This is a genomic window from Methylocaldum sp. GT1BB (genome assembly GCF_051027545.1).
Taxonomy (GTDB): domain Bacteria; phylum Pseudomonadota; class Gammaproteobacteria; order Methylococcales; family Methylococcaceae; genus Methylocaldum.
Map to the genome: position 1 here is coordinate 5015823 of NZ_CP194902.1, position 23623 is coordinate 5039445.

Here is a 23623-nt window from a genome sequence, read left to right on the forward strand (position 1 = left end):
AAAACGCTCTAGGATGCCTCCGGAGCACCAGCAAGCTCGCATCGAGCCCTCGTTTCACCCGGACTGTTCAACCGCCAATGCCTTACGAGCGAGATGATAAACGAGCAGAGGCAAAGGCATGCGCAGCCAATGGCCCCGAACATAAAGCATCCACCGGGCAATCCCCGTGAAACGGTCGGCGACTGTGGAATGCTTCGGCCGAAGCGCCCGTAAGAACAGCGCATCCATCAGGCTGAGCAATGGCCGCGCCGGCGATCCCACCGCAGCCTTGGCCTGAATCCGCGGAGGAATTCGCGTCCCCAGTATCTTCTCCGTATAACGAAAAGCGTAAAACAAAGGCCTGGCAAGACCGACCTCCACGGCTCGTTCCATCAGACGCTCCCAAAAGCTGTCGTCAGCGGCTGCGAAGTGCGTAAGCAGGGTATCGATATCGGCGAGGTCTCTAAATCCCGAATCCAGTTCGCCTTCCAAAAAAAGATGAGTAGCACTGTGCAGCACCATATCTTCGGGCGCAAGCACAAACAGCCTGTCATGTCCCGGCAACGGCGCTGCCGCAGCGAGCATTTTTTTCGAATCGGCCCGAATCCTGGAAGTAATCGGTGTAATAGCATGATGTACATCGATAACCGTACCACGCTTAATGTGCTGCATCGGTGGGATTTCGTGCATCCATTGGCGATAGTAGCGCTGGTCATAAGCATCATGATGCGTGCTTATCCAGCCATGCAGCATCAGCGCCGCTTCGACATCGGCCAATCGCTCGCGCGGCACCAGTATGTCGATGTCAGCAAACACACGCCCCCGTGCTGCCGGTAGGCCGGCCATTGCGTAGGCCGCCCCCTTGAGCAGGACGATTGGAGCCTGAGTTCTAGCCAGGGCCTTTCGGATTTGCTCGACCTCGATTTCCACGGCCTGGTTTTGCCGGCGTGCAACCAGGTGCGCAGAGATCAGATGTCTGCGGGGAGCCTCCGGGATTAGATCGAGCAAGCCATGGTCTTCGAGTCGGGCCGCTAACTTGGCGAGTACCTTTGCCGCCCTGCACTGGCGGATAACGATGTCCCAGTCGCCGAGAGAACAATCGATTAGAGTCTCGGTGCATGTCAGCGCCTTGGCGGCGGCGACATTCATCGGGCCTGACATAGCGGAGGCGCCTTCAAATCAGCAAATATCGAGATGGCATCATCCAGCTTACTATAGGTAAATTCATAACATTCAGCCTGATCGACTATGCCTATCAAAGCATCAAAGCCTATTGCACCCAGTAAGGTGTAATTAAATGAGTTTTCGGCGAGACGCACGACTGTCCGAGCCTTGGAGTGAGGCCGCAACCGAACGGCAGCATCGCGCTCGTAACGAGGAAAGATGACCCACGCAGGACAAGCCGTTTCGCGAGAACGGAGAATGCTGCCGACCGGCGCTTTCATGTGAGTTACTGTCCCTTTGCGGGTATCTTTTACTACCGGCCCAATCACTGCCGAAGGATTGAAATGGCGGATAATTTCGATCGAATCATTCTTGAGCCCGATCGGGCGGGGAATAGGCGTTATCCGAAGCGTTGCCGGATCGATAAGAGCCAATTCATCGGAAAGCAGCCTCCATCCGCGACTGACCAAAGCGGCGCAGAGTGTACTCTTGCCCGAACCCGGGGGAGCCGCCAAAATTGCCGCACATCCCTCCCGCTCAACGACCGCTGCATGAATCATCAGAAACCGATGGCAATGGTTCGCTATACACCAATTAAGCCCCCATTCGAACATGGGATAAGCTTGCTCGTAAGGCAAAGGCTTAAATGGAACCGTGCCGTCGAATTCAAAGCTGACCTGAGGGCGGAACCAGCGATACGCCGATCGAGGTCGCCGCAACGATACGTGGAAATCTGCAAAAGCGCTTGAACCTGGTACCGGGTACTCGCTGTAGTAAAGCTGTAAGCCGGCTAAAACGCTAGGAATATCGGTATAGATTCGGACAACAAACGGAGCAAGTTCTAGAGTTACGCCCTTGTCCGAAAATTGCGCGGACAGGGTCTCGTCGAAGGAGTTAAAAGAGCTCAACTGGCAATTATTTCAATTAGGCCAAGACGCTGAAATTCTTCTAATGTGATGTCAAGAACTCGAATCAACTCCTGTTCGTCGAGATCACCTTTTGCGTTTATTCCGGCAAGAATGGTTGAAGTCTTAAGCTCCTTCTCAGCCTGCAGCATTTCTAGAATCTGAGCACTCAATTTCGGCACTGCGTAAGTATTACAACTGGCTGCATCAAATACCACGCATTCGTCCTGCCAAAGCGGCGATATCTTCAGGCGGGCCGCCGAACAAAGAGTGACCACGCGTAAGGTCATGAAGATCAAAAGCAATTTATACCAAAGCCAGCTAATTTTTAGACAAACCCCATGGTGCTTTGTAGATAAAAAATGATTTCCGCTACTCCCCATTTAACACCATTCGTGGGCTGATACTCCGTTAAAGGACCTTTCGCAAACATCTCTTTTGCTTGATCTACCGAAACTGGATACTTCGAATCGGCATTTGCGTTATAAATCGCCGCAATAATGAATTGGGCGAACTGGGCGGCTTGCGGATCGGGCTGCTTTTCCGGAAACGCCAAAAGTTCCCATACAGACGCAAGCCGAGTTTGATCTACAGTCCCGGCACCGTTTGTTGGTAAAACTGGTATAAAAGTAGTAGTGGCGCCAACATACACATCCACGGTTGTACCAAAACTGGATATCTTTGAAGCGGGAGGATTCGAGTCCGATGAAAAAAATGTGTCAAACGAAGGGACACCGCCCCCGGTACAGCCGATCGGATTTCCACTGCCGTCTTGTATCTGCAGTTGCGGTGCATCCAATCCACCTAGAGGCCATGAACCGAACGAAGCACACATCACCAAATAGGAAGGCGGTTTTCCATTGCAGGAATAAACCGGCTCCTCTGTTTGGGGACTGGTGTTTCCAGATGCATGCCGGGATGGAGTGGCACAAGCATTAGCCAACGGCGAATAACCAGAAAAGCTCATCAGGACAGGCGTGGTCAGACCAATTCTCGTCAAATTGCGCCGCGTTTGATCAATTTCCTTTTGCTGCGTTGATGACCGCAACTCAGACTGTTCTTCATGAAGCATATCTTTAGCCATTGTTAGTGCAAATTTCCGATTGTTAAAAACTCTAATGCAACTTACGCGCCGATCACCCTAATAAATTGATTTCTTGGCAACTTTTGATCGCATGCGCAACAATTTTGGCACACTTGTAAAACTTTCTGACATTTGCCAAGATTTGGAGCGAAAGTCAATCAAACTTTACTTCCCGGTAATCTAGTTTAACAGCTGAGTATCCGCCACCCGGACATATTTGCAACTTTCGATCAGAAGCGTGTGTTCGCGATTTAGCCAGGCTTGGAGAACAACCGGTACCAAGATTTTATTCAACAGCGTCCTGCTACCCTATAACTCTCCCGACTTCGACACACAGAACGACCTTGCTTTCACATGTTTACGTAGTTCGGTCCCCCGCCCCCTTCTGGAGGCACCCAGTTGATGTTCTGTGCCGGATCCTTGATGTCGCACACTTTGCAGTGAACGCAGTTCTGCGCGTTGATCTGGAATCGGGCCGGCTGTCCCGGCGCCTCCACGATTTCATAAACCGCCGCCGGGCAATAACGCTGCGCCGGCTCGTCGTACAGCGGCAGATTCCGCTCGATCGGGATGGCCGGATCGGTCAGAACGAGATGGCAGGGCTGGTCTTCCTCGTGATTGGTGTTGGATAGATAGACCGAGGATAGTCTATCGAAGCTCAGCACGCCGTCGGGCTTCGAATAATCGATCTTACGACTGTCCGCGGCTCGATCCAACGAGGCGTGATCCGGAACGCGATTGTGCAGGGTAAACGGCAGCTTTCCCCGGAAAACATTCTGATCGATCCAAATGAACGCGCTTCCAACAAGCGTTCCGAATTTCGCCAACGCGGGACCGATGTTCCGGCCCCGGAACAGCTCCTGATCGACCCACGATTGGCGATAACGGCCGCCCATATCCGGAATTCCGCCCGTTTCCAGCGCCTCGAACACCGCCTCCGCCGCCAGCATGCCGGTCTTCATGGCGGTATGATTGCCCTTGATCTTCACCGGGTTGAGAAAACCGGCATCGCAACCCGCCATCACGCCGCCCGGAAAAGACAGCTTCGGCACCGACTGCCAGCCGCCCTTGTTCACCGCGCGGGCGCCGTAGCCGATCCGGGTTCCGCCTTCGAGGAACCGGCGCACCACCGGATGGTGCTTCCAGCGCTGCATTTCGCTGAAAGGATTCAAATAAGGATTACGGTAATTCAAGGCCACAATCAAACCGAGCGAAACCAATCCGTCCTCGCCGTGGTAAACGAAGCCGCCACCTTCGGTTTCGTTGTCCAAAGGCCAGCCTAAGGTGTGAACGACCCATCCGGGCCGATGACGCGACGGATCGATGCGCCAGATTTCCTTGATGCCGATGCCGTAATGCTGCGGATCGACGTCCCGCCGCAATTCGAAGCGCTCCATCAGCCGCTTGCCCAAATGCCCGCGGCAGCCTTCGGCAAAAATCGTGTAGGGCGCTCGCAGCTCCACGCCCGGCTGATAGTTCGGCTTCTTCGAACCGTCCCTGGCAATGCCCATGTCGCCCGTGACGACGCCGGCTACTGCGCCCGCGTCGTCATAAAGCACATCGGCCGCGGCGAACCCCGTGAATATCTCGGCGCCAAGGGCCTCGGCTTTTTCCGCCAGCCATCGGCACAAGCGGCCCAGGCTGATCACGTAATTGCCCTCGTTACGCATCGGCTTCGGCATCAGAAAGCCGGGCGCTTTGAACGAGCGCTTTTCGCTAAGGAGGTAATGCAATTCATCGTGTTCGACGGCCACGGTGACGGGCGCGCCCTGCCCTTTCCAGTCCGGGAAAAGTTCGTTCAGGGCGGTCGGCTCGAACACGGCGCCGGAAATGATGTGGGCGCCGACCTCCGCACCCTTTTCGACGACGCAGACCCGGAGCGACTTTCCGGCTTCATTGGCCAGCTGCATCAATCGGCAGGCGGCGGACAGTCCCGCGGGGCCGGCCCCCACGATGACGACATCGAACTCCAGACTCTCCCGATTCACGATTTATCCTTGGGCAGAGCATCGACCAATGCCGGCAGCACCTCGAACAAGTCGCCCACCAGGCCGATATCCGCCACTTCGAAGATTGGCGCATCGGGGTCCTTATTGACGGCGACGATGGTCCCCGCATCCTTGATTCCCGCCAGATGCTGTATCGCGCCCGAAATACCGAAGGCGAGATAAAGCTCCGGCGCGATGATCTTGCCGGTCTGCCCCACCTGCAAGTCGTTCGGAACGAATCCGGCATCCACCGCCGCGCGGGAAGCGCCGACCGCCGCGCCCAGCCGATCCGCCAGGGCGTAGATCAAGTCGAAGTTTTCCTTGCTTGCCAGGCCGCGCCCGCCGGACACCACCACGCGGGCCGACTGGAGATCGGGACGCCCGCCGCCGGACGAACCTTCGACCCGGAGAAAACGCGTGTGGGTCGGGCAGTCGAAATCGAGGCTGATTTTTTCCACAGGCGCCGATCCTGTCTCGGCAACCGCCTTGAACGAAGCCGTACGCACGGTCGCGACGACGATGCCCGGCGGCGTCTCGATCGTTTCCAGTGCATTGCCGGCGTAGATCGGGCGCTCGAATACGTTCCGATCGATCACCCGCATGATATCGCTGACCTGCGGTACGCCGAGCAGCGCCGCCACGCGCGGCAAAAGATCCTTGCCGAAGGTGGTCGCCGGTGCCAGCACATGGGTGTAGCCCTTGGCCAGAGCGGAAATCTGTGGCGCCAGAACCGCCGCCACGGGGTTCCGGTTGGCGGCATGTTCGACCAGCAACACCCGGGTCACGCCATTCAGCCGAGCCGCGGCTTGCGCGGGCTTGTTCTCCGCCTCGGCGAATACGGCCACATCGATCGTCTCCGGACCGAGATCGAGCGCGCAGGCGACGGTTCTCGCCGTCGAAGGATTCAAGGTTTCGCCGTCGTGCTCGGCGAGAACCAATACCTTGCTCATGACAACAGCCCTCGCTCATGCAGCGCCGCCACCAGCTCGTCGACCGAAGCCACTTTCCGTCCGGCCTGGCGCTTCGGCGGAGGCGCGACTTTGAGCAGCCTGGCTTCCGGTACGAACTCGACGCCCAGGTCCTCCGGCGTAACCGTTTCGATCGGCAAGCGGCGCGCCTTCATGATGTCCGGCAACTTGGGATAACGGGGAATATTGAGGCGAAGATCGGCGGAAATCACCGCCGGCAGATCGACCGACAGAAATTCGAGCCCGGCATCCACCTCGCGGGCGACGGTGGCGGACTTGTCATTCAACTCGATTTTGGAAGCAAAGGTCGCCTGAGGCCAGCCGAGCAGAGCCGCCAGCATCTGCGGAGTTTGATTGCAGTCGTCGTCGATGGCCTGCTTGCCCATGAGGATCAAATCGGGATTTTCGCGCCGGGCGAGCCCGGCCAGGGCGCCTGCGGCATTGATGGGTTGAGGAGCTGCATCCAGAGGTATATGAATCGCTCGGTCCGCACCGAGTGCCAAGGCGCTACGCAGCTGCTCCTGGAGCGCCTGCGGCCCGATCGAAACGGCCACGATTTGCGTCGCCTTGCCGGCCTCCTTAAGGCGAATCGCCTCTTCCAGGGCGATCTCGTCGAAGGGATTCATGCTCATCTTCACCCCGTCCAGCATGACGCCCGAGCCGTCCGGCTTCACCTGGATGCGCACGTTGTAATCCACCACGCGCTTTACACTCACCAATACCTTCATGCGCCACCTCAGATCGTCGGCGGGAGCGTATTCTTCGTCCCTAGGCCATATAATAACTTTATGACTCGAAAAAGCACTCTCTTCGACATGACGCCTCTCTCCCAAATCAGCTATATCGATTCGCCCAGCCAACTCCAAGATTTCTGCCGCGCCGTCGAGAACTCCCCATGGCTCGCCGTGGACACCGAGTTCCTGCGCGAGAAAACCTACTTTCCGAAATTCTGCCTGCTCCAGATCGCGACCGCCGACAAGATCGCCTGCATCGATCCGCTCGCGCTCGAATCCTTGGACCCGGTAGCGGATTTACTGTTCGATCCGGCCATCACCAAGGTTTTTCATGCCGGGCGACAGGACCTGGAAATCTTTTTTCATCTATGGGGAAAACTGCCGGCACCGATCTTCGATACCCAGATCGCGGCTCCCCTGATCGGCTTGCCCGAACAAATCAGCTATGCCGGACTGATTTCGGAACTGCTCGGAATAACCTTGGGCAAAGGCCACGCGCGCACCGACTGGTCGCTCCGGCCCCTGGCCGATGCGCAATTGCGCTATGCGGCCGACGACGTCGTTCATCTCGGAACCGCTTACCTGAAACTGTGCCAGCGCCTAGAAGCCTTGGGCCGCCTGGACTGGCCGGAAGGCGATTTCGCCGCCCTGCTCGATCCGAAGCTTTACGAGAATGCGTCCGATCAAGCCTGGCAGCGTATTGGCGGACATTATCAGCTGAATACGTCCCAGCTCGCCGTGCTGCAGGCGCTCGCGGCCTGGCGCGAGGATAATGCGCGCCAGCAGGACATTCCACGCAGTTGGCTGGTCAAGGATGAAGTGTTGTTCGACCTCGCACGGCTTCAGCCGACGAATGCCGATAAGTTCAAACTGATCCGGGGACTGGAGGAACGGATGTTCAAGCGGTACGGCAGCCAATTGTGCCGGATCATCGACGAGGCGAAACATCGTCCGCCTCCGGCGGTTTCTCTCAGGCCGCGGCAGGCCAAAAAGACGCCTGAACAGGAAGCGCTGCTCGACGTATTGACCGCGGTGGTGCGTCTTCGGGCCGCCCAGCATACCCTGAATCCGGCGGTGCTCGCGGGACGCAAAGATTTGGAACAACTGATGGATGACCCGGAGCAATCGAAACTGCTTCAGGGCTGGCGCAAGGCGATGGCCGGAGCGGAACTGGAGGCCCTCCTTCAGGGCGAACGGCAACTCAGAGTAATCAACGGTCGTTTACAGATGGAATCGCATGGATGACGCCCGCTATCCCGAACTGATCTCGGCGCTGCGGAACCCCGCCGCTTACGACCACTCGACGGAAGCCATCGAAATCCGGGAGACCCATATCTCCTGGGTTTTATTGACCGGTCCATACGCCTACAAAATCAAAAAACCGGTGGATTTCGGCTTCCTCGACTTCTCCACCCTGGACAAGCGCCGCCGGTTTTGCGAAGAGGAACTCCGCCTCAACCGGCGGCTCGCTCCGGACTTGTATTTGGCCGTCGTGCCCATCGCCGGAAATCACCAAAACCCCCGAATCGGCGGCAGCGGCACCCCCATCGAATTCGCCATTAAGATGCGCCGCTTCGACGAAGCGGCGCTGTTCGATCGTCTGTGCCAGGACGATCGCCTGTCGGCCGAACACATGGACAAGCTGGCCGAGACGCTGGCCCGATTCCACGCACGCATCGATCGCAGTACCGCCGAAGATGCCCACGGACTCCCGGAACACATCTACGACGCCGCCGAACATAATTTCACCCACATCGAGCCCTTGCAGGACGATCCGGTCGACGTCGCCAAGCTGGAAGCCGTGCGCGCCCGGACGTCCGAGGCGTATTCGCGCTGCCGGGAGACCATGCTCGCCCGAAAAGCCGCCGGCTTCGTTCGCGAATGCCACGGCGATCTCCACCTCGGCAACATCGTGCTCATCGGCGACGAGCCCACGCCGTTCGACTGCATCGAATTCAACGAAGACTTGCGCTGGATCGATGTGTTGAGCGAGCTGGCCTTTTTGGTTATGGACCTCGAAGTCAAAGGCAAGCGGAACTTGGCTTTCCGGGTTCTCAACCGCTACCTGGAAGTTACCGGAGACTACCGGGGCCTCTCTTTGTTCAACTATTACCGCGTCTACCGCGCCATGGTTCGGGCCAAGATCGCCCAACTGACCCGCGCCTCTACCGGCGACACCGCGAAGCAGCAGGAGTTATTGGACCTGTACCGGCGCTATCTCGATTACGCATCCGGCCTCATCCGGCCTCAAAAACCGGCATTGCTCATCACCCACGGTTTCTCGGGCAGCGGCAAGTCCCACATCGCGGGCCAAATCGCCGAGCGCCTCCCGGCCATACGCCTGCGCTCCGACCTGGAACGAAAACGCCTGGCCGGCTTCGCCGAACACGCCGACACCACATCGACCCTCGACGCCGGCATCTACACCGCCGACATGACGCGCAGAACCTATAGCTATCTGCTGGATACCGCCGAAGAGATCCTGAAATCCGGCCTCTCCGCTATCGTCGACGCCACGTTTCTAAAACACGACCAGCGGGAAAGCCAGAAAATGCTGGCCGAACGGCTCGGCGCATCATTCCTGATCCTCGACTGCCAGGCACCGATCGCCACATTGAAAAGCCGCATCGAATCCCGCGCCCTGCTCGGGCGTGACCCTTCCGAAGCCAACCCGGCGGTGCTCGACTATCAGCTCGCGGCGCATGATGTTCTGACCGAGGAAGAGCAGCGCGATATGCTGATGATTGATACCGGAGTAGCGGTATCTATTGACGAGCTTATCAAGAAGATCTGTCTCATCACGGGTAAGTCGCCCGGGTAAGATTTTCTTGCCGAAAAGGAATAGCCTAATCGGAAGCAAGAAACACAAGCCTTACCCCGATCATTCATGCAGGGATGAGGGGCGTAGTGTGAGAATTCAATACTAATAGTGTTATAAGACTTGAATTCTCACACCACACCTTTAGGGTAAGGAAATCGAACCATAACAAAATAGGGTAGAGGCTTTGGCTTACCTTATTCAAATTGAAGTCATGCTCGGAAGGGGGACTCTAATGGTTAAAAATTCAATCGCAGTCTCGGTGCTCTTAGTTTTACTTCAAGGATGTTCAACCCCTTTTGCCGAGTTCTACCACGATAATACTGGGGGTGTTGATCTCTCCAAGGCGCCTGCAGTAGAACTCCCCACCGGCAAGCCTCAGTTTTTTCGCGGTAATCATCCGGAGCAGGATACATTGAGAATGCTTGAGGACAATTACAGACTAATTGGCTATTCGTCGTTCAATGCAGGCGATGTGAATGAAAGCGACGCAATCGCGCAGGCAAAGAAAATTAGTGCAGCTGTAGTAATTCTGTATTCCCAATATACGGGATCTGTGCCCGGGTCGATGCCATTGGCGCTTCCTGATACCACTACCTCATCAACATCAATGCTTGGCAGCGCTTATGGTCCTGGTGGTTACGCCTCGTATTCTGGAACCGCATATACGACGACTTATGGAACCAAAACGACGTATATTCCATATACTGTGCATAGATCAGACTACTTGGCGACTTATTGGATCAAAATGAAGCGTCCAATATTTGGTGTTCATATACAGGAACTTACCCCGGAAATAAAAAAGCAAATCGGGAGTAACAAAGGCGTTCTGATTCAAGCAGTGATAAAAGGCTCACCAGCGTTCGATGCTGATATCCTGAAAGATGACGTGCTGAAACAAATCGGAGATATTGAAGTATTTGATGGGGACAGCTACCAAAAGGCGCTATCCAAGTATGAAGGAAAAGAAGCGGACGTTTTTATCATTAGAGGCGACAAGGAAATACATAAATCTGTGGGGTTGAGAAAAAAATATTAGCCAATAACAAAAAGGCGTCATTACTCAGATAACAAATGCGAGCGGCGCTCTTTGTTTTGCCGCTTCTGCTGCAGGTTTACTTAAATATTAACTGTGTCGCCAAGGTACTAGAAGATGAACGAATGTGATCGTGTACGAGGTGTCGGTCAATTGTGTTTCCACTGCACAAGAAACATTGCTTATTATCGTGCAGGATGGATGGGTAAGAACTTTGTTTCCAACGACGATTTTTGGGTGAATGCGAACAGCAATTTTCTAGATATCGCCGTTCTTGAATGGTGCAAACTTTTTACTGACACAAAAGGAAAACATTATTGGACGAAAGTCGTACCTAAATCTGAAACTTTCATGTCTTCTCTTTACGCGGATATTGGGATCACAGAAGGAGATTTCGACGCATGTTATAAGGAAATGCAGACGTATCGAGATAAATTTGTGGCTCACCTTGATGCTGAGCGACGAATGCAGATTCCAAAGTTAACTATTGCCTTTGACACAGTGGTTTTCCTCTATAGCGTTGTGCGGACTGCGTATCCGGACTATCTTCACGATGCGCCATTAGATTTAAAAGCCTTCTACAACGAACGCTTCGCTCATGGTCGCATTAGATATCCAACAATATCAACATAGGCATTGGGGTCAGGCTTTCGTTCTTTGCTTTCGATTTCAATACGCCCCAGCTATTCCGACCCGCGTCGTCCAACGGTTTGATATGGCAAGAGTTTTCCGGACAAAAAGTCAGGCTGCTGTTTGCCACTGTTGTTCGAGTTCCAGCGGAGTTCGGTAGCTCAGGGTTGAACTCGTGTAGCCCGTGTAGGGCGGAATAGCGTACTTGCGTATTCCGCCGCATGGGAATCTCCATTCGGTGCATTACGCTAAACCTAATGCGCCCTACACGAGCTAACCCGCTACGATGCTTCTGGTTGCCAGGGATCGATCAACTTAATTTCCGTTATTTCCTGGAAGTCTTTCAGGTTTCTGGTTGCCAATACCAAACTGTGATTCACGGCAATTGCCGCGATTTGCGCGTCTTCAACCGTAATTGGGCGACCGATGCGGGTACGATGTGCCACAAGTATCGCGTAATGTCCGGCGGCGCGTTCGTCAAAAGGGAGGACGGCTCCTGCAAAGTCTTCGGTAAACATTGCATGTGCCGCATTTGCGAGCGCATCCCGGCGTCTGCCTTTGGGCAGCAAGGCTATGCCCAATTCGATTTCGGCCTGGGTGATGGCGCTGGTAAAGATGTCGCCCCGTGATTGCCTGTCCAGCCAGCCGAGAACGTGCGCATCGGGCTGCGCTTTCATCAACTCCGAGATTACGTTGGTGTCCAGTAGGATCATGGTTCGCCTTTGTCCTTAAAGTCCGGCGGCGGGCGGATATATGTCCGTTCCGGCAATGGCAGATCAACCCCGCCAATCGCAGCAAACCGACTATGGATGCGGAGTCCCAGGCCGGTTTCGGCGGGCGAAGCTTGCACCGCCTGTCTGAGGATTTGCCGCACTTCCTCTTCCATTGAGTGGCCATGGATGGCCGCGCGCAAACGCAAGCCTGCCTTGATGGATTCATCGAGATTGCGAATGGTGAGACTAGCCATGATGGGCTCCGTGTATGCAATGCATGCATCGCTATCGTAGAGCTCGGAGACTGTCGGCGTCAAATAGTCAGGTCGGGCGGGTATCGCCCGCCAAATGATCGGGATATCAGTGGTGACGGCGTGGTCCTAACGATGGAACCTGGACTACAGCCAATCGGCGACGCGAAAAACTACCCGTGCTTCACCGGATTGGTATGGTTGTCATCGAAGTGCCAAATGAAAGGGGCCAGCTCTCACATTCCGACATCAAAGAACTGCCCTTTTTCCCCATGCAAGGAACAGAAATCGCCGTCGATCGTCTCCCAATACCACTCTTAGAGTACTTTCATACCTACTGTACGGGCACTCGCGAGTAGGTTGGGAATCCTTTCCCGACGGTGCCGTTGGGCCAACGGGTTCGTCGGCAAAGGATTGCCGACCTACAAATGCTGAGCCCGTTGAAATCACCGTCTATCGCCTACCAAGGCCATCCTTGATATCTATCCCGAGAGAGAAGGCACTCGGCGCGTCAGCCGTATAGTCGGGCGTGATCGGCACGATGGTGATGTACCCTCGCGCATACCACGTGGTGTCGGCGCCGGGCACCTCGGGCGTTTCGTCGGGGACAATCTTCGTGATCCCGCCCCGGAGCGTGGTTCCGACCGGTACATCGGCGCAGGGCTCACGACAGCCGATGTTGATGGTGACCGTATCGGCGCCATAGCTCACCACCAGATCGTCCGCAAAGGTGACCGTGCGACCCTGCCGCGAAGGGGTCACGAAGGGGTCACGAAGGGGTCAGGCTTTTGTTGTTTACTTTCGATTCCAACACGCCCCGACTATTCCACCCCGTATCCCCCGACGGTTCGCAATCCCAGGTGCTCGACAAACGGAATGAAGTCCCGATCGGAAAACAGCTGGGCGTGTCCCTTTTCGATGCGGAATGTAGCGATGATGACGTCGGCGGTTTTGCGGGTGGTGATGCCCCGTTTTCTGAGTGCCCGATAATTCTCCACGTTTTTGTGCGCCTGTTCGGTGCCGAGCAAGTCATAAACGGTTAGCGACATCAGCAACCGTTTAGCCGTTCGGAAATGCCATCCTGGCGAAATCCTTGCAAGACCTCGGTTGGATCAAGTCGCCGATCGCCAGCAGTTCCACGCCGAGCAGTTCGTCGAGTATGGCAGTTTGGGGCGTGTCGATGCCGTTGAAGGAGGGCACACCGGGGTCAGATCTCACATTCCAACATTTCAGCACTATGGGATGGTCGGACACCGACTTCAGGGGCGCTATAAGGCGATATTGGTTCAGAAGGACACCTACTTGATACGGGTTGGCTGCTCAGCCAGTTTGGGCGGGAACGCAAGAGCGCGATCAAGTCCTGCCGTCGATTCGTAATGGACGGCAGAGGGCTGCCCAGTCCACTGGATCAGACCCACCATCAATTGCTATTGGGCGATAATGCGTTCGTCGAGCGATACCGGCAGAACAAAAGCCCGAAGAACTCCGGGCTCCAAAGCGCATCGGCGGTTTATCGCCCTGCCCCTTGACGACTATCGGCAACGCTATCCGGACAGGAATGAGGCATTGGCGCGGGCCTATCTATCCGGCGCTTACACTATGTCGGAGATCGGCACTCATCCAGGCGTTCACTGTAGGAAGCTCTGAACAAGTGGATTCCGTTCATGCCCTTCGACTTAGCTCAGGACAGGCCTGTCGACGGACTTAATCAGAGCTTCCTTAACTGGATTCAGGAGAAAACCGGTATCGATGCGGCCAGCGAGGTCCACTCCTCTCGGGGGCTCCTCGTTCACGTCTTCGGTCGCCTAGCGGCCGCCATCTTCTTATTGAACGTCTTACCGCAAAGCGCTTAATTTGCATTAAAGCGCGACCCGCCGGGACGCTGGCCGTTTACAGGTATTGCTTTACATTCGGCTCCGGCGCTTTGCTCAGGTTCTGTTGTCCGGTGCGCCGCTTAGCTAGACGTTGGGCATCTTGCAGCGGTGTCCTCGCGCCATTGACATTATGTAGCCGAGCGGCTACGGTTAGCCCATGATCGAAATCCGCAAGACAGACGTCTTCGCTCAGTGGCTCGATGGCCTGCGAGACATCCAAGCGAGAGCGCGTGTTCAAGCCAGAATTGAACGGCTCGCCGCCGGTAACTCTGGCGACGTTGAGCCCGTCGGCGAAGGTGTGTCGGAGTTGCGGATTAACTACGGTCCCGGTTACCGGGTCTATTTCAAAAAGCGGGGGCGAGAGCTCATCATTCTCTTGGCCGGTGGTGATAAGAGCACCCAAGCCAAGGACATCAAGGCCGCATTGCGTCTCGCTCGTAATCTTTCGGAGTAATTGCTATGGCCAAGACTACTACCACTCGCTATGACGTTGCTGAACACCTCAGAACCCCAGAGGAAATGGCCGCCTACCTTGAAGCTTGTCTGCAAGAAGCGAACGGAGACGCCGCCTTCATCGCAAAGGCCCTTGGCGACATCGCCCGTGCCAAAGGTATGGCGCAAGTTGCTCGGGATGCGGGACTTTCTCGGGAAAGCCTCTACAAGGCTCTCTCCGGCGAACGTAGCCCAGGTTTCGATACCATCCTCAAGGTCATTAGCGCCCTCGGGCTTAAGCTCCATGCCGAAGCCAACCATAGTTGAAAAGGTATCCAACCCATCGTTCGGGCAGTGAAAGGGTTAGGCTTTTGTTATTTGCTTCCGACTTCAATACGCCCCAGCTATTCGACCCCGTATCTCCCGACCGTTCGCAATCCCAAGTGCTCGACAAACGAAACGAAATCTCGATCGGAAAACAGCAGGGCGTGTCCGTTTATCTATGCAAAATGTAGCGATGATGACGTCGGCGGTTTTGCGAATGGTGATGCCCCGTTTTTTGAGTACCTGTTCGGTGCCGAGCAACTCATAGACGGTTAGCGACATCAGCAACCACTTAGCCGTTCGGAAATCGCCATCTTTGCGGAAGCCCTGCAAGACCTCGGTTAGAATCAAGCCGCCGATGGCCAGCGGTTCCACGCCGAGCAGTTCGTCGAGTATGGCGGTTTGGGGCGTGTCGCTGCCGTTGAAGTAATCGATCCAGACGCTGGAATCGACCACGATCACCCGTCGGTTCTCATAGCGTCAAGGTCGCCTTCCCATTTGAGCTTTCCTTTGAACGCTTTGATCTGTTCCTGTTTTTCAAGCGGACGAGTGTCTTGAATCCAAGCTCTACCACCTCCCGTTTGGTTTTAAAGGCCGGTGGATTTCAGAGCTTCGTTCATTAGCTCGTCATCGATGACGATATTGGTTCGCATGCCTGATTCCGATGTGTGTCAAATATGGTCATTTTACACATCCCAAAGCTGCCCAATTCGGCAGGCAAGCCAAAGATGTGGGATAGGCATCTATCGCGGTCAGTCTTCACATTCCAACATTTAAAGAACCGTTCTCGTCGGGATCACCGTCTAGACCATTTTCATACCTGCTGTACGGGCACTCGCGAGTAGGTCGGGAATCCTTTCCAATCGCAAACGGTCGCTTTAGTCGCGACCCTTCCAATCGCAAACGGTCGCTTTAGTCGCGACCCTTCCAATCGCAAACGGCCGTCCTGGGAGCGCCAGGACGCCCCTTCCAATCGCAAACGGCCGTCCTGGGATGACCGTTTGCGATTGGAGCGCCGAAGCCGCCCTTCCCGACGGTGCACAGTTGGGCCAACGTTTTCGTCGGCAAAGGATTGCCGACCTACAAATGCTGAGCCCGTTGAAATCACCGTCTATCGCCTGCCAAGGCCAGCCTTGATATCTATCCCGAGAGAGAAGGCACTCGGCGCGTCAGCCGTATAGTCGGGCGTGATCGGCACGATGGTGATGTACCCTCGCGTATACCACGTGGTGTCGGCGCCGGGCACCTCGGGCGTTTCGTCGGGGACAATCTTCGTGATCCCGCCCCGGAGCGTGGTTCCGACCGGTACATCGGCGCAGGGCTCACGACAGCCGATGTTGATGGTGACCGTATCGGCGCCATAGCTCACCACCAGATCGTCCGCAAAGGTGACCGTGCGACCCTGCCGTGTAACGACGACGCCGGCGGGCTCGGGTAACGGCGGGTAGTTGATGTTGAGACCTATCCCCCGTGGCAGCAGGCTCTTTTCGCCCTCCAGAGAGCCGGCCTTGCGTTCGAGGCGGGCAATGACGGCAACGAGAAAGTCCGCCACCTGCGCGAAATGGGCCTCGTTCGCTGTCTTGCAATCCGGTGTGGACTCGCCGCACAACGGATCGGTGCTGATCGCGATGGCGGGGACAGCGCCGTTGAGCATGGGGGATAGCGCGGCAATGGCGGCACCGACCGTACCCGAAAACTGGGTGGCGGCGCCGATATTGGCGCCCACGTTGATGCCGGACACCAGCAAGTCGGGCAACCGGCCGGTGCTTTGCCGGGCGATGTCCATGGCAACGAGCGCGCTGGTCGCCGGTTCGGCTCCTTCCGCCCCGTCGCCGATCGCAACGGAATACTCGAGCGCGCCCTCGTCGTCGCGTCGCTTGGTAATCCGGAGGTCAGTCAGGTTGATCGCCGCACTGCTGCCGCTTTGCTCATTGAGCGGGCCGGCGAGGATCACGGTGTGACCGGCGGCCGCCAGCGCCCGCTTGGCGGCCTGGATCCCGATGGCGTCCCAGCCGTCGTCGTCGCTGAGGGCGATCGTGAGTGCCCGGACGCCGGGCGAGGATACGAGCAACAAGGCGGCGAATGCCGCGGCGACGATGCCTCGGTGCTTGAGGAAGCTCTGATCAAGTGGATTCCGTTCGTGGCTCGACAAGCCTGTCCTGAGCCTGTCGAAGGACTTAATCAGAGCTTCCTTGAGGTCGTTGGGACGCATGGTTTACCTCCGTGTATGGGCATCTTGCAGCCACAAGCGTCCACGGGGCCTTTCTGCGTTTCCGCGGGCGCTCGCAGCGGCACGCTTCCTCAGCGGCTCGACGGCCGTGCCTTGCCATCGAAGATGATGACCAATGGTGTCAGCGTCTGCCTGGAATCGGCGCCGCGGGCCGTACCCGGAACAACGTAGTTCCGCTCGATGAACGCGACTGTCTCGCCTTTCGGAATCATCTCCTCCGTGATTTCAAAGCAGTGGGAGAGCCCCGAGCAGTCGCGCGCGAAGTACTGGACGTAAAACCGGTCGGTGTTGTCGACCGTTCCAGAAAACGCCGACGCGCTCCCCGCGAGATCTTCGTCGAAAACGTTCCCGATGCCCTGGAGAACCGACGAACGATTGAGTGCGATGGCCGAGTACGTCGCGTTTCCCGTAGCCGTTTTGAGAGTCCCCACGACGGCCAGCACCTGGCCCGAATCGATGCTCGAACGAGGACTGAGCCGCCAGTCTTCGTCCTGGTTATCGCCGAGGCAGTTCATGGGGCGTTCGAGGCAGTGTTGCCCGATGAGATCCACGGTCAGTTCCAGAGCCTGGAACGGCTGTTCGGGAGCGGAAGTCTGCCCCCAGTGCTTCTTGACCGCCTCGATCAGAGCCGCGAATTCACTTTGGAGCCCCAGCTCGGAGCGGGCGGTCCGCTCATCGTAATCGGGTTTGGGATAGGGTTCGGTCGGACGCGCCGTGTTCGTGTCCCTCACCCGGAGCACGGCCAGGGGAAGCTGCCGACGCCACTCATCACCCGCCTCCTCGTCCTCCGGACGCGTATAGCGGATCGTGATCCACAGGTCGTCCGCCTCGGGCCCGAGCCCTGCCCGGAAAATCTCCGTTGACACGGGGGTAGTAAACACCTGATTGCGATCGGGGACGCCCGCCCGCAGGAGCGCCTCGGTCACTTCCCGCTCCATCACCGCGTCCGGCGTGACGATGAAGAAGCGCTGCTGGTTAAAGGCCGCGCCGGACTGCCGCTCGATGACGACGTTATTAATGCTGTTGCCGAAGGTCGCGGACATCACCGAGCGGGAAGGGTTCGGCGACGGGGCGAAGAGCAGTTCCCCCAGGAAGGGGTCCGTGACCGACTGGAAGACTATATTCGCGGGGTCGATGCGCCCTTCGCGCGTGAAAACGTAGGTGTGCATCCCGAAGTATTTCGCGGGCGGCGGAAGCTGCGCCAGCACGACCAGCGCCTCGCGCTCATCGAGGCGGTATGTCCACCAGGTGTCGTCCGGCGTCGGCCCGAGCAGATCCTTGATGTGTTCGTCCACGAACTCGTCCGGCCAGAGCGGAACGGCGGGAATAACGTACGGTGACGCCGGATTGTTCCCGAGGCAGTTTCCAATCACGGCGATCGTGAACTGGCAATCCTCGATCGTGAACAGGTCCCAGAAGCCGCGTGTGACCTCGTAGCCTTTCGCCTCGAGGTCGGCTTGAAGATTCTGGACCTTCCGCTCCAGCGACTCGGGGAGCTGATTGTCGTTGCTCGAACCGTTGTTCCAGCCGTTCGCCGCGGACGCAAATCCGATCATCGCCGCGAGCGTGAAGTAAAGCGTGTGGGTTCTCATAAGTCCTCCTGACCGACCATCCTGTTGTCCTTAAGGAAGCTCGGATTAAGTCCTTCGACAGGCCTGTCCTGAGCCTGTCGAAGGGTCATGAACGGAATCCGCTTGCTCAGAGGCCCCTTTAACGGCTCGACGGCCGTTTCGCCCCGTCGAAGACGATGAGCGTCGGGTTCACGAGCTGCTTGGGGTCAGGACCTCGGGTCGACCCCGGCACGACGTAGTTCCGCTGAATGATTTTGATTGCGTCGCCTGGGGGGACCATTTCCTCGGTGATTTCGCGGCAATTCGGAAGGTTCCCGCAGTCGCGTGCGAAGTAGTAGACGTAGAGCTTGTCGGTGTTGCCGACCGTCTCCGAGAAGGCGGACGCGCTCCCCTTGAGATCGGGATCCGAGACGTTCGTGACGCCCACCAGAGCCGGGATCCGGTTGGGCGCCAGACTCGTGTACGTGGCGTTGCCGGTGGCGGTGCCGAGGGTGCCCGCGACGGCGAGGACTTCGCCCGAGTCGATGCTCTCCGTCGGGCTGATCTGGTAGTCTGCGTCCTGGGTATCGCCGAGGCAGTTCATGGGGCGCCGGACGCAATGCTCGCCGATAAGGTCCACCTTGAGCAGCAGGCTTTCGAACGGCCCGTCCTTGGCGTCGGGCTGTCCCCAGTGCTGCTTGACCGCCTCGACCAGATTCTCGACATTACCCTCGAACCCGAGCTCGGACTTGGCGATCCTCTCGTCCCGGACAGGTTTTGGGTAGGGCTCGGTCGGACGCGCCGTGTTCGTGTCCCTCACGCGGAGAATGGCGAGCGGGCGCTTCTGGCGCCACTCATCGCCGGCCGCCTCGTCTTCCGGCAGCGAATAACGCATCACGGTCATCAGGTCGTCCGCCTTTGAGCCGAACCCCAGCCGGCCGAGGTCCGTCGACACGGGCTCGACGAACACCTGGTTGCGATCCGGTACGCCCGCCCGCAGCAGCGCCTCGGTGAGCGCACGCTCCATCACCGCGTCCGGTGTGATGATGAAGAAGCGCTGCTGGTTGAACGCCGCGTCGGATTGCCGCTCGATGACGACGTTGTTGTTGCTGTTGCCGATGCTGGAGAACACCAGCGCACGGGACGGATTCGGCGACATCATGAAGAGGATGCTCTGCATGAAAGGATCATCGGCCACGGACTGGTAGATTTCATCCGTGGTGTCGATCTCCCCTTCGCGCGTAAAGATGTACGTCTGTATCCCGAAGTACCTTCCGGGCGGCGGAAGCTGCGCCAGCACGACCAGCGCCTCGCGCTGGTCAAGCCGGTACGTCCACCAGGTGTCGCCCGGCGTCGGCCCGAGCAAGTCCCTCATGTTCTGGTCCACGAACTCGTCCGGCCAGAGCGGAACGGAAGGGATGAGATAGGGCGCCGCCGGGTTGTTGCCGAGGCAGTTTCCGATGGTCTCGAGCGCGAACTTGCAGTCTTCGATCCTGAACAGGTTCCAGGCTCCCCGAGCGACCTCGTAGCCTTTCGCCTCCAGGTCGGTCCGGAGATTCCGGACCTTCTGCTCCAGCGACTCGGGGAGCTGATTGTCGTTACTCGATCCGTTGTTCTCACTGTTCGCCGCGGACGCAAATGCAATCATCGCCGCGAACGCGAAGCAAAGCATGTGGGTTCTCATGAGTCCTCCTGACCGACCTAGTGTCCTGAGTGAAACGAATGCGGCAAAGCGCCCCATGTTGCGGAAATGGATCAGAGCAGAAGCGCCTTGCATCAAAAAATTTTCATGCCGTCATAATCTGCTAGATTGCAAGGCTCGGCATTTGTTCCGCTTCCATGGATGAGGTCGGGTCTTGCAATCATGCCTCGACCTGACAAAAACGGAGGACTGCGTCAGTTCTTTACGTCATAGCCGAGATACACGGGCTAACAGGCAATGCCGTTACGTTAAGCCGAAGAACGCCCCCCGGCACGGAACCGTTTATGCGATTGGAATGCCGGGGTCCAGAGGACATGGATGGCAGCGCACCAATCGCGAATGATGCGCTTCACCTTCGTTCAGCACATCCTACGAGCCCGTAGGATGCGCTGAGGTACGACAAATCGGCAGGAAAGCCGATTTGCACGCAAAGCGCCCGAAGGGGACGGCACATGAACGTGCCGTATGACAAATCGGCAGGAAAGCCGATTTATACGGCGGAGCCGCCCGCAGGTCATGCGCACAGCCCGGCGTCCCGCCGGCGTCGTCATAACGACTTCAGATACTCGACTAGATCGCGTTTTTCCTGATTGCTCAGTCCTAAATCGAAGCGTGCGTCGTAACTGTCCACCACGTCCAGCAAGGTATTGAACCGACCGTCGTGGTAAAAACGCCCTTTGTTCTCCGGACGCATGAAAAGGCCGCGTTCACGCACGAAAATCCCGGCCAGGTTCATCGTCTTGTAAGCGTCTCCGGGAGCACGATTCGCCTGAAAACCGTCGATCCTCATCTCGTCGGGTGTATGCAGGTTCCAGCCCGGCTCGGTCCACAGCGGCTCGACATGGCAACTCCCGCACTTGGCTTTGCCGCCGAACAGTTCGCTCCCCCGTTCGGCCGCCCCTGCATCGAAGTCCACGCCGGCTTTCGGCTTGGGTGCGGGCAGAGCCAGCTGAAAGAAATGGAGCGCCGGCAGCTTGGGAGTAACCTGATCCTCTTTCGGATCGACGGATATGTGGCCGAATTCTTTCGCGGCAGCGATCGGAAACTTATCGGCGTCATCCAGCCGGGGATCGAAGAAGGTACCGACCCCGCGCAGTTCCAATACCGCCACGAATGCATTCCAGTAGGTCACCGTACCCCAGTCGCCGGTCCAGGCGTGCTGATTGTAGCCGGCAAGCCCAAAGGCGTCGGGAATGAGCGTGGCAGCCGGCTTGCCTTCCGGGGTGAACGCCTTGCCGTCGAGGAGGAGTTGCGCATCGAACTTGCCGGGTCCCCAACTCTGTAGCACGTCGCGGACTTGGGAGTCGGTAATGTCGGGGTGAACGATTCTCAGCAAATCGACGATTGGTTGCAGGTTCGGAGCGAGGGCGATGATGGCCCCGACGTTGAGATCGTGATTCGCCCAGCCGTCCAAGCGCTCGCCAACGCCCGGAGCGAGCGAGTCATTCACGGTGGAGTGACAAAGGGCGCAGGTGAGACCCACGGATTTGAGCGAACCGTCGGAATTGAACGTGCCTTTGACGCCCAATACGGCGTCCTGCTTGATCAGGGCCAGCGTAACCGCGACGTCGCTCAAATCGACCGCCCCCTGCTCGAGTTGCTGGACGACTGATCCCGGCAGCGCCTCTACGTCGACCTTTAGCCCCAAGTCCAGGGCTTGTTGCGGTGTCAGTCCATTACCGATTCCGCCGAAGCGTTCCCCTTCGATGGCTTTATGCAATTGAAGCGCATCACTCCAGAATTGCTCGTCGCCAAAACTATCGAAGCGAAAAATTTCCCGTCCTTGGGTAACCATCTGCGCGGCATTTTGGACAATTCGGTCGCGCTCCAATTGGGAAGCCGTGTTGGCCTCTGTTGATTTGCCGGTTCTGTGGGAATCATTGGCAAACGCCGCCAAGCTGAGCAAAAACCCCGCAAGTGACAGAAATAACGGGGTGATTGTCCGGGTGATAAGGCTGACTCTATCCATAAGTCTTTCCTCACTATTCCAGTATGAGTTTCCTGCTCATGAACGGGGCGGGCGTTTGTTATCGCTTCGGCACGAGGAGCGATTTTCGACAAACGCCCCTGGCTCTCGTGAAACGCTTAAGTAGCGAACCCGATGCCGCCATGGGTTTGGAGCGGGGGAGGCAGAAAAGCCCGATTACCCGATTCGGGCCTGTATAAAAGGAGACTCGGAATAAGTCGATTTTGTTCACAACTAGACACGCCCGGCACAAACGGCAGCGACGCCTGACCATCCGCCCGGCCCTGTCGCGAAGTTTCGAGGGCCGCCGGGATAGGCACCCTGTCGTGATCGAAAGGTTGGCGGATTGATGCAATACCGATCGGGAGTGTACGGATTGATGTGCGAACGCTTCTTATGGCGAGCGGGGCATGGCACGGGATTGATTCACGACAAGCGACCGATCGCTTGAAGAGATGCGCACCAAGACCTTCGAGAAACTCAAGGGGAAGGGGCCGCTTGTCATTTATGGCCGATGTATAGCCATCGCATGACCGTGCTCAGCCAGCGACAGGCCGCTTGTGCCCCGCATCGCCTCAATGCCAGCCGCCGTAGCGTTTTGTCGGATCGCCGCGGAAGCCGGAGGTGGTCTTGTCCTCCTCGGGAACGGTACTGCTCATCATCGCGGCCGCCATCAGGTTTTTCCGGGTATAGCCGCCCAGCGACTTGGCTTTTTCGGCGATGGCCGTGGTCTTGGGATTGATGTTGTATTGGCTCTCGAACGAATCCACGATGGCTACTATGAGCGGCTCCGATCCTTCACGATACGCTTTCAGCAGGATCGGCAATGCGGTGCCGGCCGGAATGACGATGGAAAAGCGGTTGCTGCCTTCCAAGGATGTTTCCGCAATGGTGTTGCCTTTTTCGTCGGTGGCCACCACTTTTCCTTGGATGACGGGTTCCTTCTCGTCGTTTACCGTACCTCGCAGGGTCTGCTCTTTTTCGAATTTCTGCTCTTCCTGGAATTTTTGCGGCAGCCCCTGGAACATTTCAGCGGGTTTGTCCGACTCCCCGCATCCCGCTAGGAACACCGCCCCCGCAAGCACAATTGACGCGGTTTTGGGAAGTCTCTTCATCTTTGAAACCAGTTCATGCACAGCCATGGAAACCTCGGATCTTGCATGTGAATGAATAGAGCTATTGCTCGGACAGCTCAATCGGAATGGCATCTTTCAACCATTCTCTAGTTTTCTCTCATTAATCAAACGGTTGCGTGACTCGTCCGACGACATGAAT

Annotated in this window: 21 protein-coding genes and 3 pseudogenes; 6 read left to right on the plus strand and 18 right to left on the minus strand. The window is 57.1% G+C overall.

Annotation, left to right across the window (positions count from 1 at the left end; genetic code table 11):
• Positions 1-54 precede the first annotated feature (54 nt).
• The 7 genes from ACR2TX_RS23440 to ACR2TX_RS23470 form a co-directional block, all read right to left on the minus strand.
• Positions 55-1140 (minus strand): nucleotidyltransferase domain-containing protein, encoded by a 1086-nt coding sequence (locus ACR2TX_RS23440; RefSeq protein WP_077728840.1) that lies wholly within the window; start codon positions 1138-1140, stop codon positions 55-57.
• Positions 1125-2051 (minus strand): HprK-related kinase A, encoded by a 927-nt coding sequence (locus ACR2TX_RS23445; RefSeq protein ID WP_077728839.1) that lies wholly within the window; start codon positions 2049-2051, stop codon positions 1125-1127. The genes ACR2TX_RS23440 and ACR2TX_RS23445 overlap by 16 nt, the downstream gene beginning before the upstream one ends.
• Positions 2048-2338 carry an HPr-rel-A system PqqD family peptide chaperone gene (locus ACR2TX_RS23450; protein ID WP_347257805.1) on the minus strand — a complete coding sequence of 97 codons (291 nt, stop codon included), beginning with the start codon at positions 2336-2338 and terminating at the stop codon, positions 2048-2050. The genes ACR2TX_RS23445 and ACR2TX_RS23450 overlap by 4 nt, the downstream gene beginning before the upstream one ends.
• Before the next feature lie 38 nt (positions 2339-2376).
• A complete protein-coding gene (locus tag ACR2TX_RS23455; RefSeq protein ID WP_156880388.1) occupies positions 2377-3132 on the minus strand; it encodes a hypothetical protein in 756 nt (251 codons plus the stop codon).
• 350 nt (positions 3133-3482) lie between these two features.
• Positions 3483-5120, minus strand: coding sequence for an electron transfer flavoprotein-ubiquinone oxidoreductase (locus tag ACR2TX_RS23460; RefSeq protein WP_347257803.1), 1638 nt, complete (start codon positions 5118-5120; stop codon positions 3483-3485).
• The gene (locus ACR2TX_RS23465) at positions 5117-6070 is read right to left on the minus strand and encodes an electron transfer flavoprotein subunit alpha/FixB family protein (RefSeq protein ID WP_434130791.1); all 954 of its coding nucleotides are present in this window, start codon (positions 6068-6070) and stop codon (positions 5117-5119) included. Before ACR2TX_RS23465 ends, ACR2TX_RS23460 begins: the two co-directional genes overlap by 4 nt.
• On the minus strand, positions 6067-6816 hold the full coding sequence (locus ACR2TX_RS23470; RefSeq protein ID WP_347257801.1) for an electron transfer flavoprotein subunit beta/FixA family protein: 750 nt from the start codon (positions 6814-6816) through the stop codon (positions 6067-6069). The genes ACR2TX_RS23465 and ACR2TX_RS23470 overlap by 4 nt, the downstream gene beginning before the upstream one ends.
• Before the next feature lie 60 nt (positions 6817-6876).
• Here ACR2TX_RS23470 and rnd point away from each other — a divergent pair, with 60 nt between their 5' ends.
• From rnd to ACR2TX_RS23490, 4 genes are all read left to right on the plus strand, one after another.
• Positions 6877-8067 (plus strand): ribonuclease D, encoded by a 1191-nt coding sequence (gene rnd / locus ACR2TX_RS23475; RefSeq protein WP_434130792.1) that lies wholly within the window; start codon positions 6877-6879, stop codon positions 8065-8067.
• A complete protein-coding gene (locus ACR2TX_RS23480; protein WP_434130793.1) occupies positions 8060-9643 on the plus strand; it encodes an AAA family ATPase in 1584 nt (527 codons plus the stop codon). Before rnd ends, ACR2TX_RS23480 begins: the two co-directional genes overlap by 8 nt.
• Before the next feature lie 184 nt (positions 9644-9827).
• Positions 9828-10679 (plus strand): PDZ domain-containing protein, encoded by an 852-nt coding sequence (locus ACR2TX_RS23485; RefSeq protein ID WP_077728832.1) that lies wholly within the window; start codon positions 9828-9830, stop codon positions 10677-10679.
• Between the two features lie 198 nt (positions 10680-10877).
• Complete coding sequence (locus ACR2TX_RS23490; RefSeq protein ID WP_077728831.1) at positions 10878-11309, plus strand: hypothetical protein; 432 nt, start codon at positions 10878-10880, stop codon at positions 11307-11309.
• Positions 11310-11587: 278 nt separating this feature from the next.
• Here ACR2TX_RS23490 and ACR2TX_RS23495 read toward each other — a convergent pair whose 3' ends face one another.
• The 4 genes and pseudogenes from ACR2TX_RS23495 to vapC (ACR2TX_RS23510) form a co-directional block, all read right to left on the minus strand.
• Positions 11588-12019: a type II toxin-antitoxin system VapC family toxin gene (locus tag ACR2TX_RS23495; protein WP_077728830.1), complete on the minus strand. Its 432-nt coding sequence runs from the start codon at positions 12017-12019 to the stop codon at positions 11588-11590.
• On the minus strand, positions 12016-12273 hold the full coding sequence (locus ACR2TX_RS23500) for a FitA-like ribbon-helix-helix domain-containing protein (RefSeq protein WP_077728829.1): 258 nt from the start codon (positions 12271-12273) through the stop codon (positions 12016-12018). Before ACR2TX_RS23500 ends, ACR2TX_RS23495 begins: the two co-directional genes overlap by 4 nt.
• A gap of 450 nt (positions 12274-12723) precedes the next feature.
• Positions 12724-12984 carry a hypothetical protein gene (locus ACR2TX_RS23505; protein ID WP_143735069.1) on the minus strand — a complete coding sequence of 87 codons (261 nt, stop codon included), beginning with the start codon at positions 12982-12984 and terminating at the stop codon, positions 12724-12726.
• Between the two features lie 107 nt (positions 12985-13091).
• Positions 13092-13488: pseudogene (gene vapC / locus ACR2TX_RS23510) on the minus strand (type II toxin-antitoxin system VapC family toxin).
• Between the two features lie 813 nt (positions 13489-14301).
• Here vapC (ACR2TX_RS23510) and ACR2TX_RS23515 point away from each other — a divergent pair.
• Entirely contained in the window at positions 14302-14598 is a 297-nt protein-coding gene (locus ACR2TX_RS23515) for a type II toxin-antitoxin system RelE/ParE family toxin (protein WP_077728826.1), read from the plus strand.
• Positions 14599-14603: 5 nt separating this feature from the next.
• Positions 14604-14903: an addiction module antidote protein gene (locus tag ACR2TX_RS23520; RefSeq protein WP_077728825.1), complete on the plus strand. Its 300-nt coding sequence runs from the start codon at positions 14604-14606 to the stop codon at positions 14901-14903.
• Positions 14904-14980: 77 nt separating this feature from the next.
• Here ACR2TX_RS23520 and vapC (ACR2TX_RS23525) read toward each other — a convergent pair.
• The 7 genes and pseudogenes from vapC (ACR2TX_RS23525) to ACR2TX_RS23555 all read right to left on the minus strand — a co-directional run bounded on the left by vapC (ACR2TX_RS23525) (position 14981) and on the right by ACR2TX_RS23555 (position 23490).
• Positions 14981-15362: pseudogene (gene vapC / locus ACR2TX_RS23525) on the minus strand (type II toxin-antitoxin system VapC family toxin).
• A pseudogene (locus ACR2TX_RS23530) lies at positions 15359-15553 on the minus strand (type II toxin-antitoxin system VapB family antitoxin). Before ACR2TX_RS23530 ends, vapC (ACR2TX_RS23525) begins: the two co-directional pseudogenes overlap by 4 nt.
• 458 nt (positions 15554-16011) lie before the next feature.
• Complete coding sequence (gene surE / locus ACR2TX_RS23535) at positions 16012-17112, minus strand: 5'/3'-nucleotidase SurE (RefSeq protein ID WP_434130795.1); 1101 nt, start codon at positions 17110-17112, stop codon at positions 16012-16014.
• Positions 17113-17201: 89 nt separating this feature from the next.
• Positions 17202-18722: a hypothetical protein gene (locus tag ACR2TX_RS23540; RefSeq protein ID WP_086134345.1), complete on the minus strand. Its 1521-nt coding sequence runs from the start codon at positions 18720-18722 to the stop codon at positions 17202-17204.
• A 118-nt stretch (positions 18723-18840) separates the two neighbouring features.
• Complete coding sequence (locus ACR2TX_RS23545; protein ID WP_139841086.1) at positions 18841-20364, minus strand: hypothetical protein; 1524 nt, start codon at positions 20362-20364, stop codon at positions 18841-18843.
• Between the two features lie 565 nt (positions 20365-20929).
• Positions 20930-22351 carry a hypothetical protein gene (locus ACR2TX_RS23550; RefSeq protein ID WP_434130797.1) on the minus strand — a complete coding sequence of 474 codons (1422 nt, stop codon included), beginning with the start codon at positions 22349-22351 and terminating at the stop codon, positions 20930-20932.
• Positions 22352-22923: 572 nt separating this feature from the next.
• Entirely contained in the window at positions 22924-23490 is a 567-nt protein-coding gene (locus tag ACR2TX_RS23555; RefSeq protein ID WP_240502403.1) for a hypothetical protein, read from the minus strand.
• Positions 23491-23623: the final 133 nt, after the last annotated feature.

Bases quoted from the DNA above. Each gene is read 5' to 3' on its own strand.
- ACR2TX_RS23550 (WP_434130797.1), bottom strand. From the start codon at position 22,351: ATGGATAGAGTCAGCCTTATCACCCGGACAATCACCCCGTTATTTCTG.
- ACR2TX_RS23545 (WP_139841086.1), bottom strand. From the start codon at position 20,364: ATGAGAACCCACATGCTTTGCTTCGCGTTCGCGGCGATGATTGCATTT.
- ACR2TX_RS23455 (WP_156880388.1), bottom strand. From the start codon at position 3,132: ATGGCTAAAGATATGCTTCATGAAGAACAGTCTGAGTTGCGGTCATCA.
- ACR2TX_RS23500 (WP_077728829.1), bottom strand. From the start codon at position 12,273: ATGGCTAGTCTCACCATTCGCAATCTCGATGAATCCATCAAGGCAGGC.
- ACR2TX_RS23440 (WP_077728840.1), bottom strand. From the start codon at position 1,140: ATGTCAGGCCCGATGAATGTCGCCGCCGCCAAGGCGCTGACATGCACC.
- ACR2TX_RS23520 (WP_077728825.1), top strand. From the start codon at position 14,604: ATGGCCAAGACTACTACCACTCGCTATGACGTTGCTGAACACCTCAGA.
- ACR2TX_RS23540 (WP_086134345.1), bottom strand. From the start codon at position 18,722: ATGAGAACCCACACGCTTTACTTCACGCTCGCGGCGATGATCGGATTT.
- ACR2TX_RS23465 (WP_434130791.1), bottom strand. From the start codon at position 6,070: ATGAGCAAGGTATTGGTTCTCGCCGAGCACGACGGCGAAACCTTGAAT.
- ACR2TX_RS23495 (WP_077728830.1), bottom strand. From the start codon at position 12,019: ATGATCCTACTGGACACCAACGTAATCTCGGAGTTGATGAAAGCGCAG.
- ACR2TX_RS23470 (WP_347257801.1), bottom strand. From the start codon at position 6,816: ATGAAGGTATTGGTGAGTGTAAAGCGCGTGGTGGATTACAACGTGCGC.
- surE (WP_434130795.1), bottom strand. From the start codon at position 17,112: ATGCGTCCCAACGACCTCAAGGAAGCTCTGATTAAGTCCTTCGACAGG.
- ACR2TX_RS23490 (WP_077728831.1), top strand. From the start codon at position 10,878: ATGGGTAAGAACTTTGTTTCCAACGACGATTTTTGGGTGAATGCGAAC.
- rnd (WP_434130792.1), top strand. From the start codon at position 6,877: ATGACTCGAAAAAGCACTCTCTTCGACATGACGCCTCTCTCCCAAATC.
- ACR2TX_RS23450 (WP_347257805.1), bottom strand. From the start codon at position 2,338: ATGACCTTACGCGTGGTCACTCTTTGTTCGGCGGCCCGCCTGAAGATA.
- ACR2TX_RS23555 (WP_240502403.1), bottom strand. From the start codon at position 23,490: ATGGCTGTGCATGAACTGGTTTCAAAGATGAAGAGACTTCCCAAAACC.
- ACR2TX_RS23480 (WP_434130793.1), top strand. From the start codon at position 8,060: ATGGATGACGCCCGCTATCCCGAACTGATCTCGGCGCTGCGGAACCCC.
- ACR2TX_RS23515 (WP_077728826.1), top strand. From the start codon at position 14,302: ATGATCGAAATCCGCAAGACAGACGTCTTCGCTCAGTGGCTCGATGGC.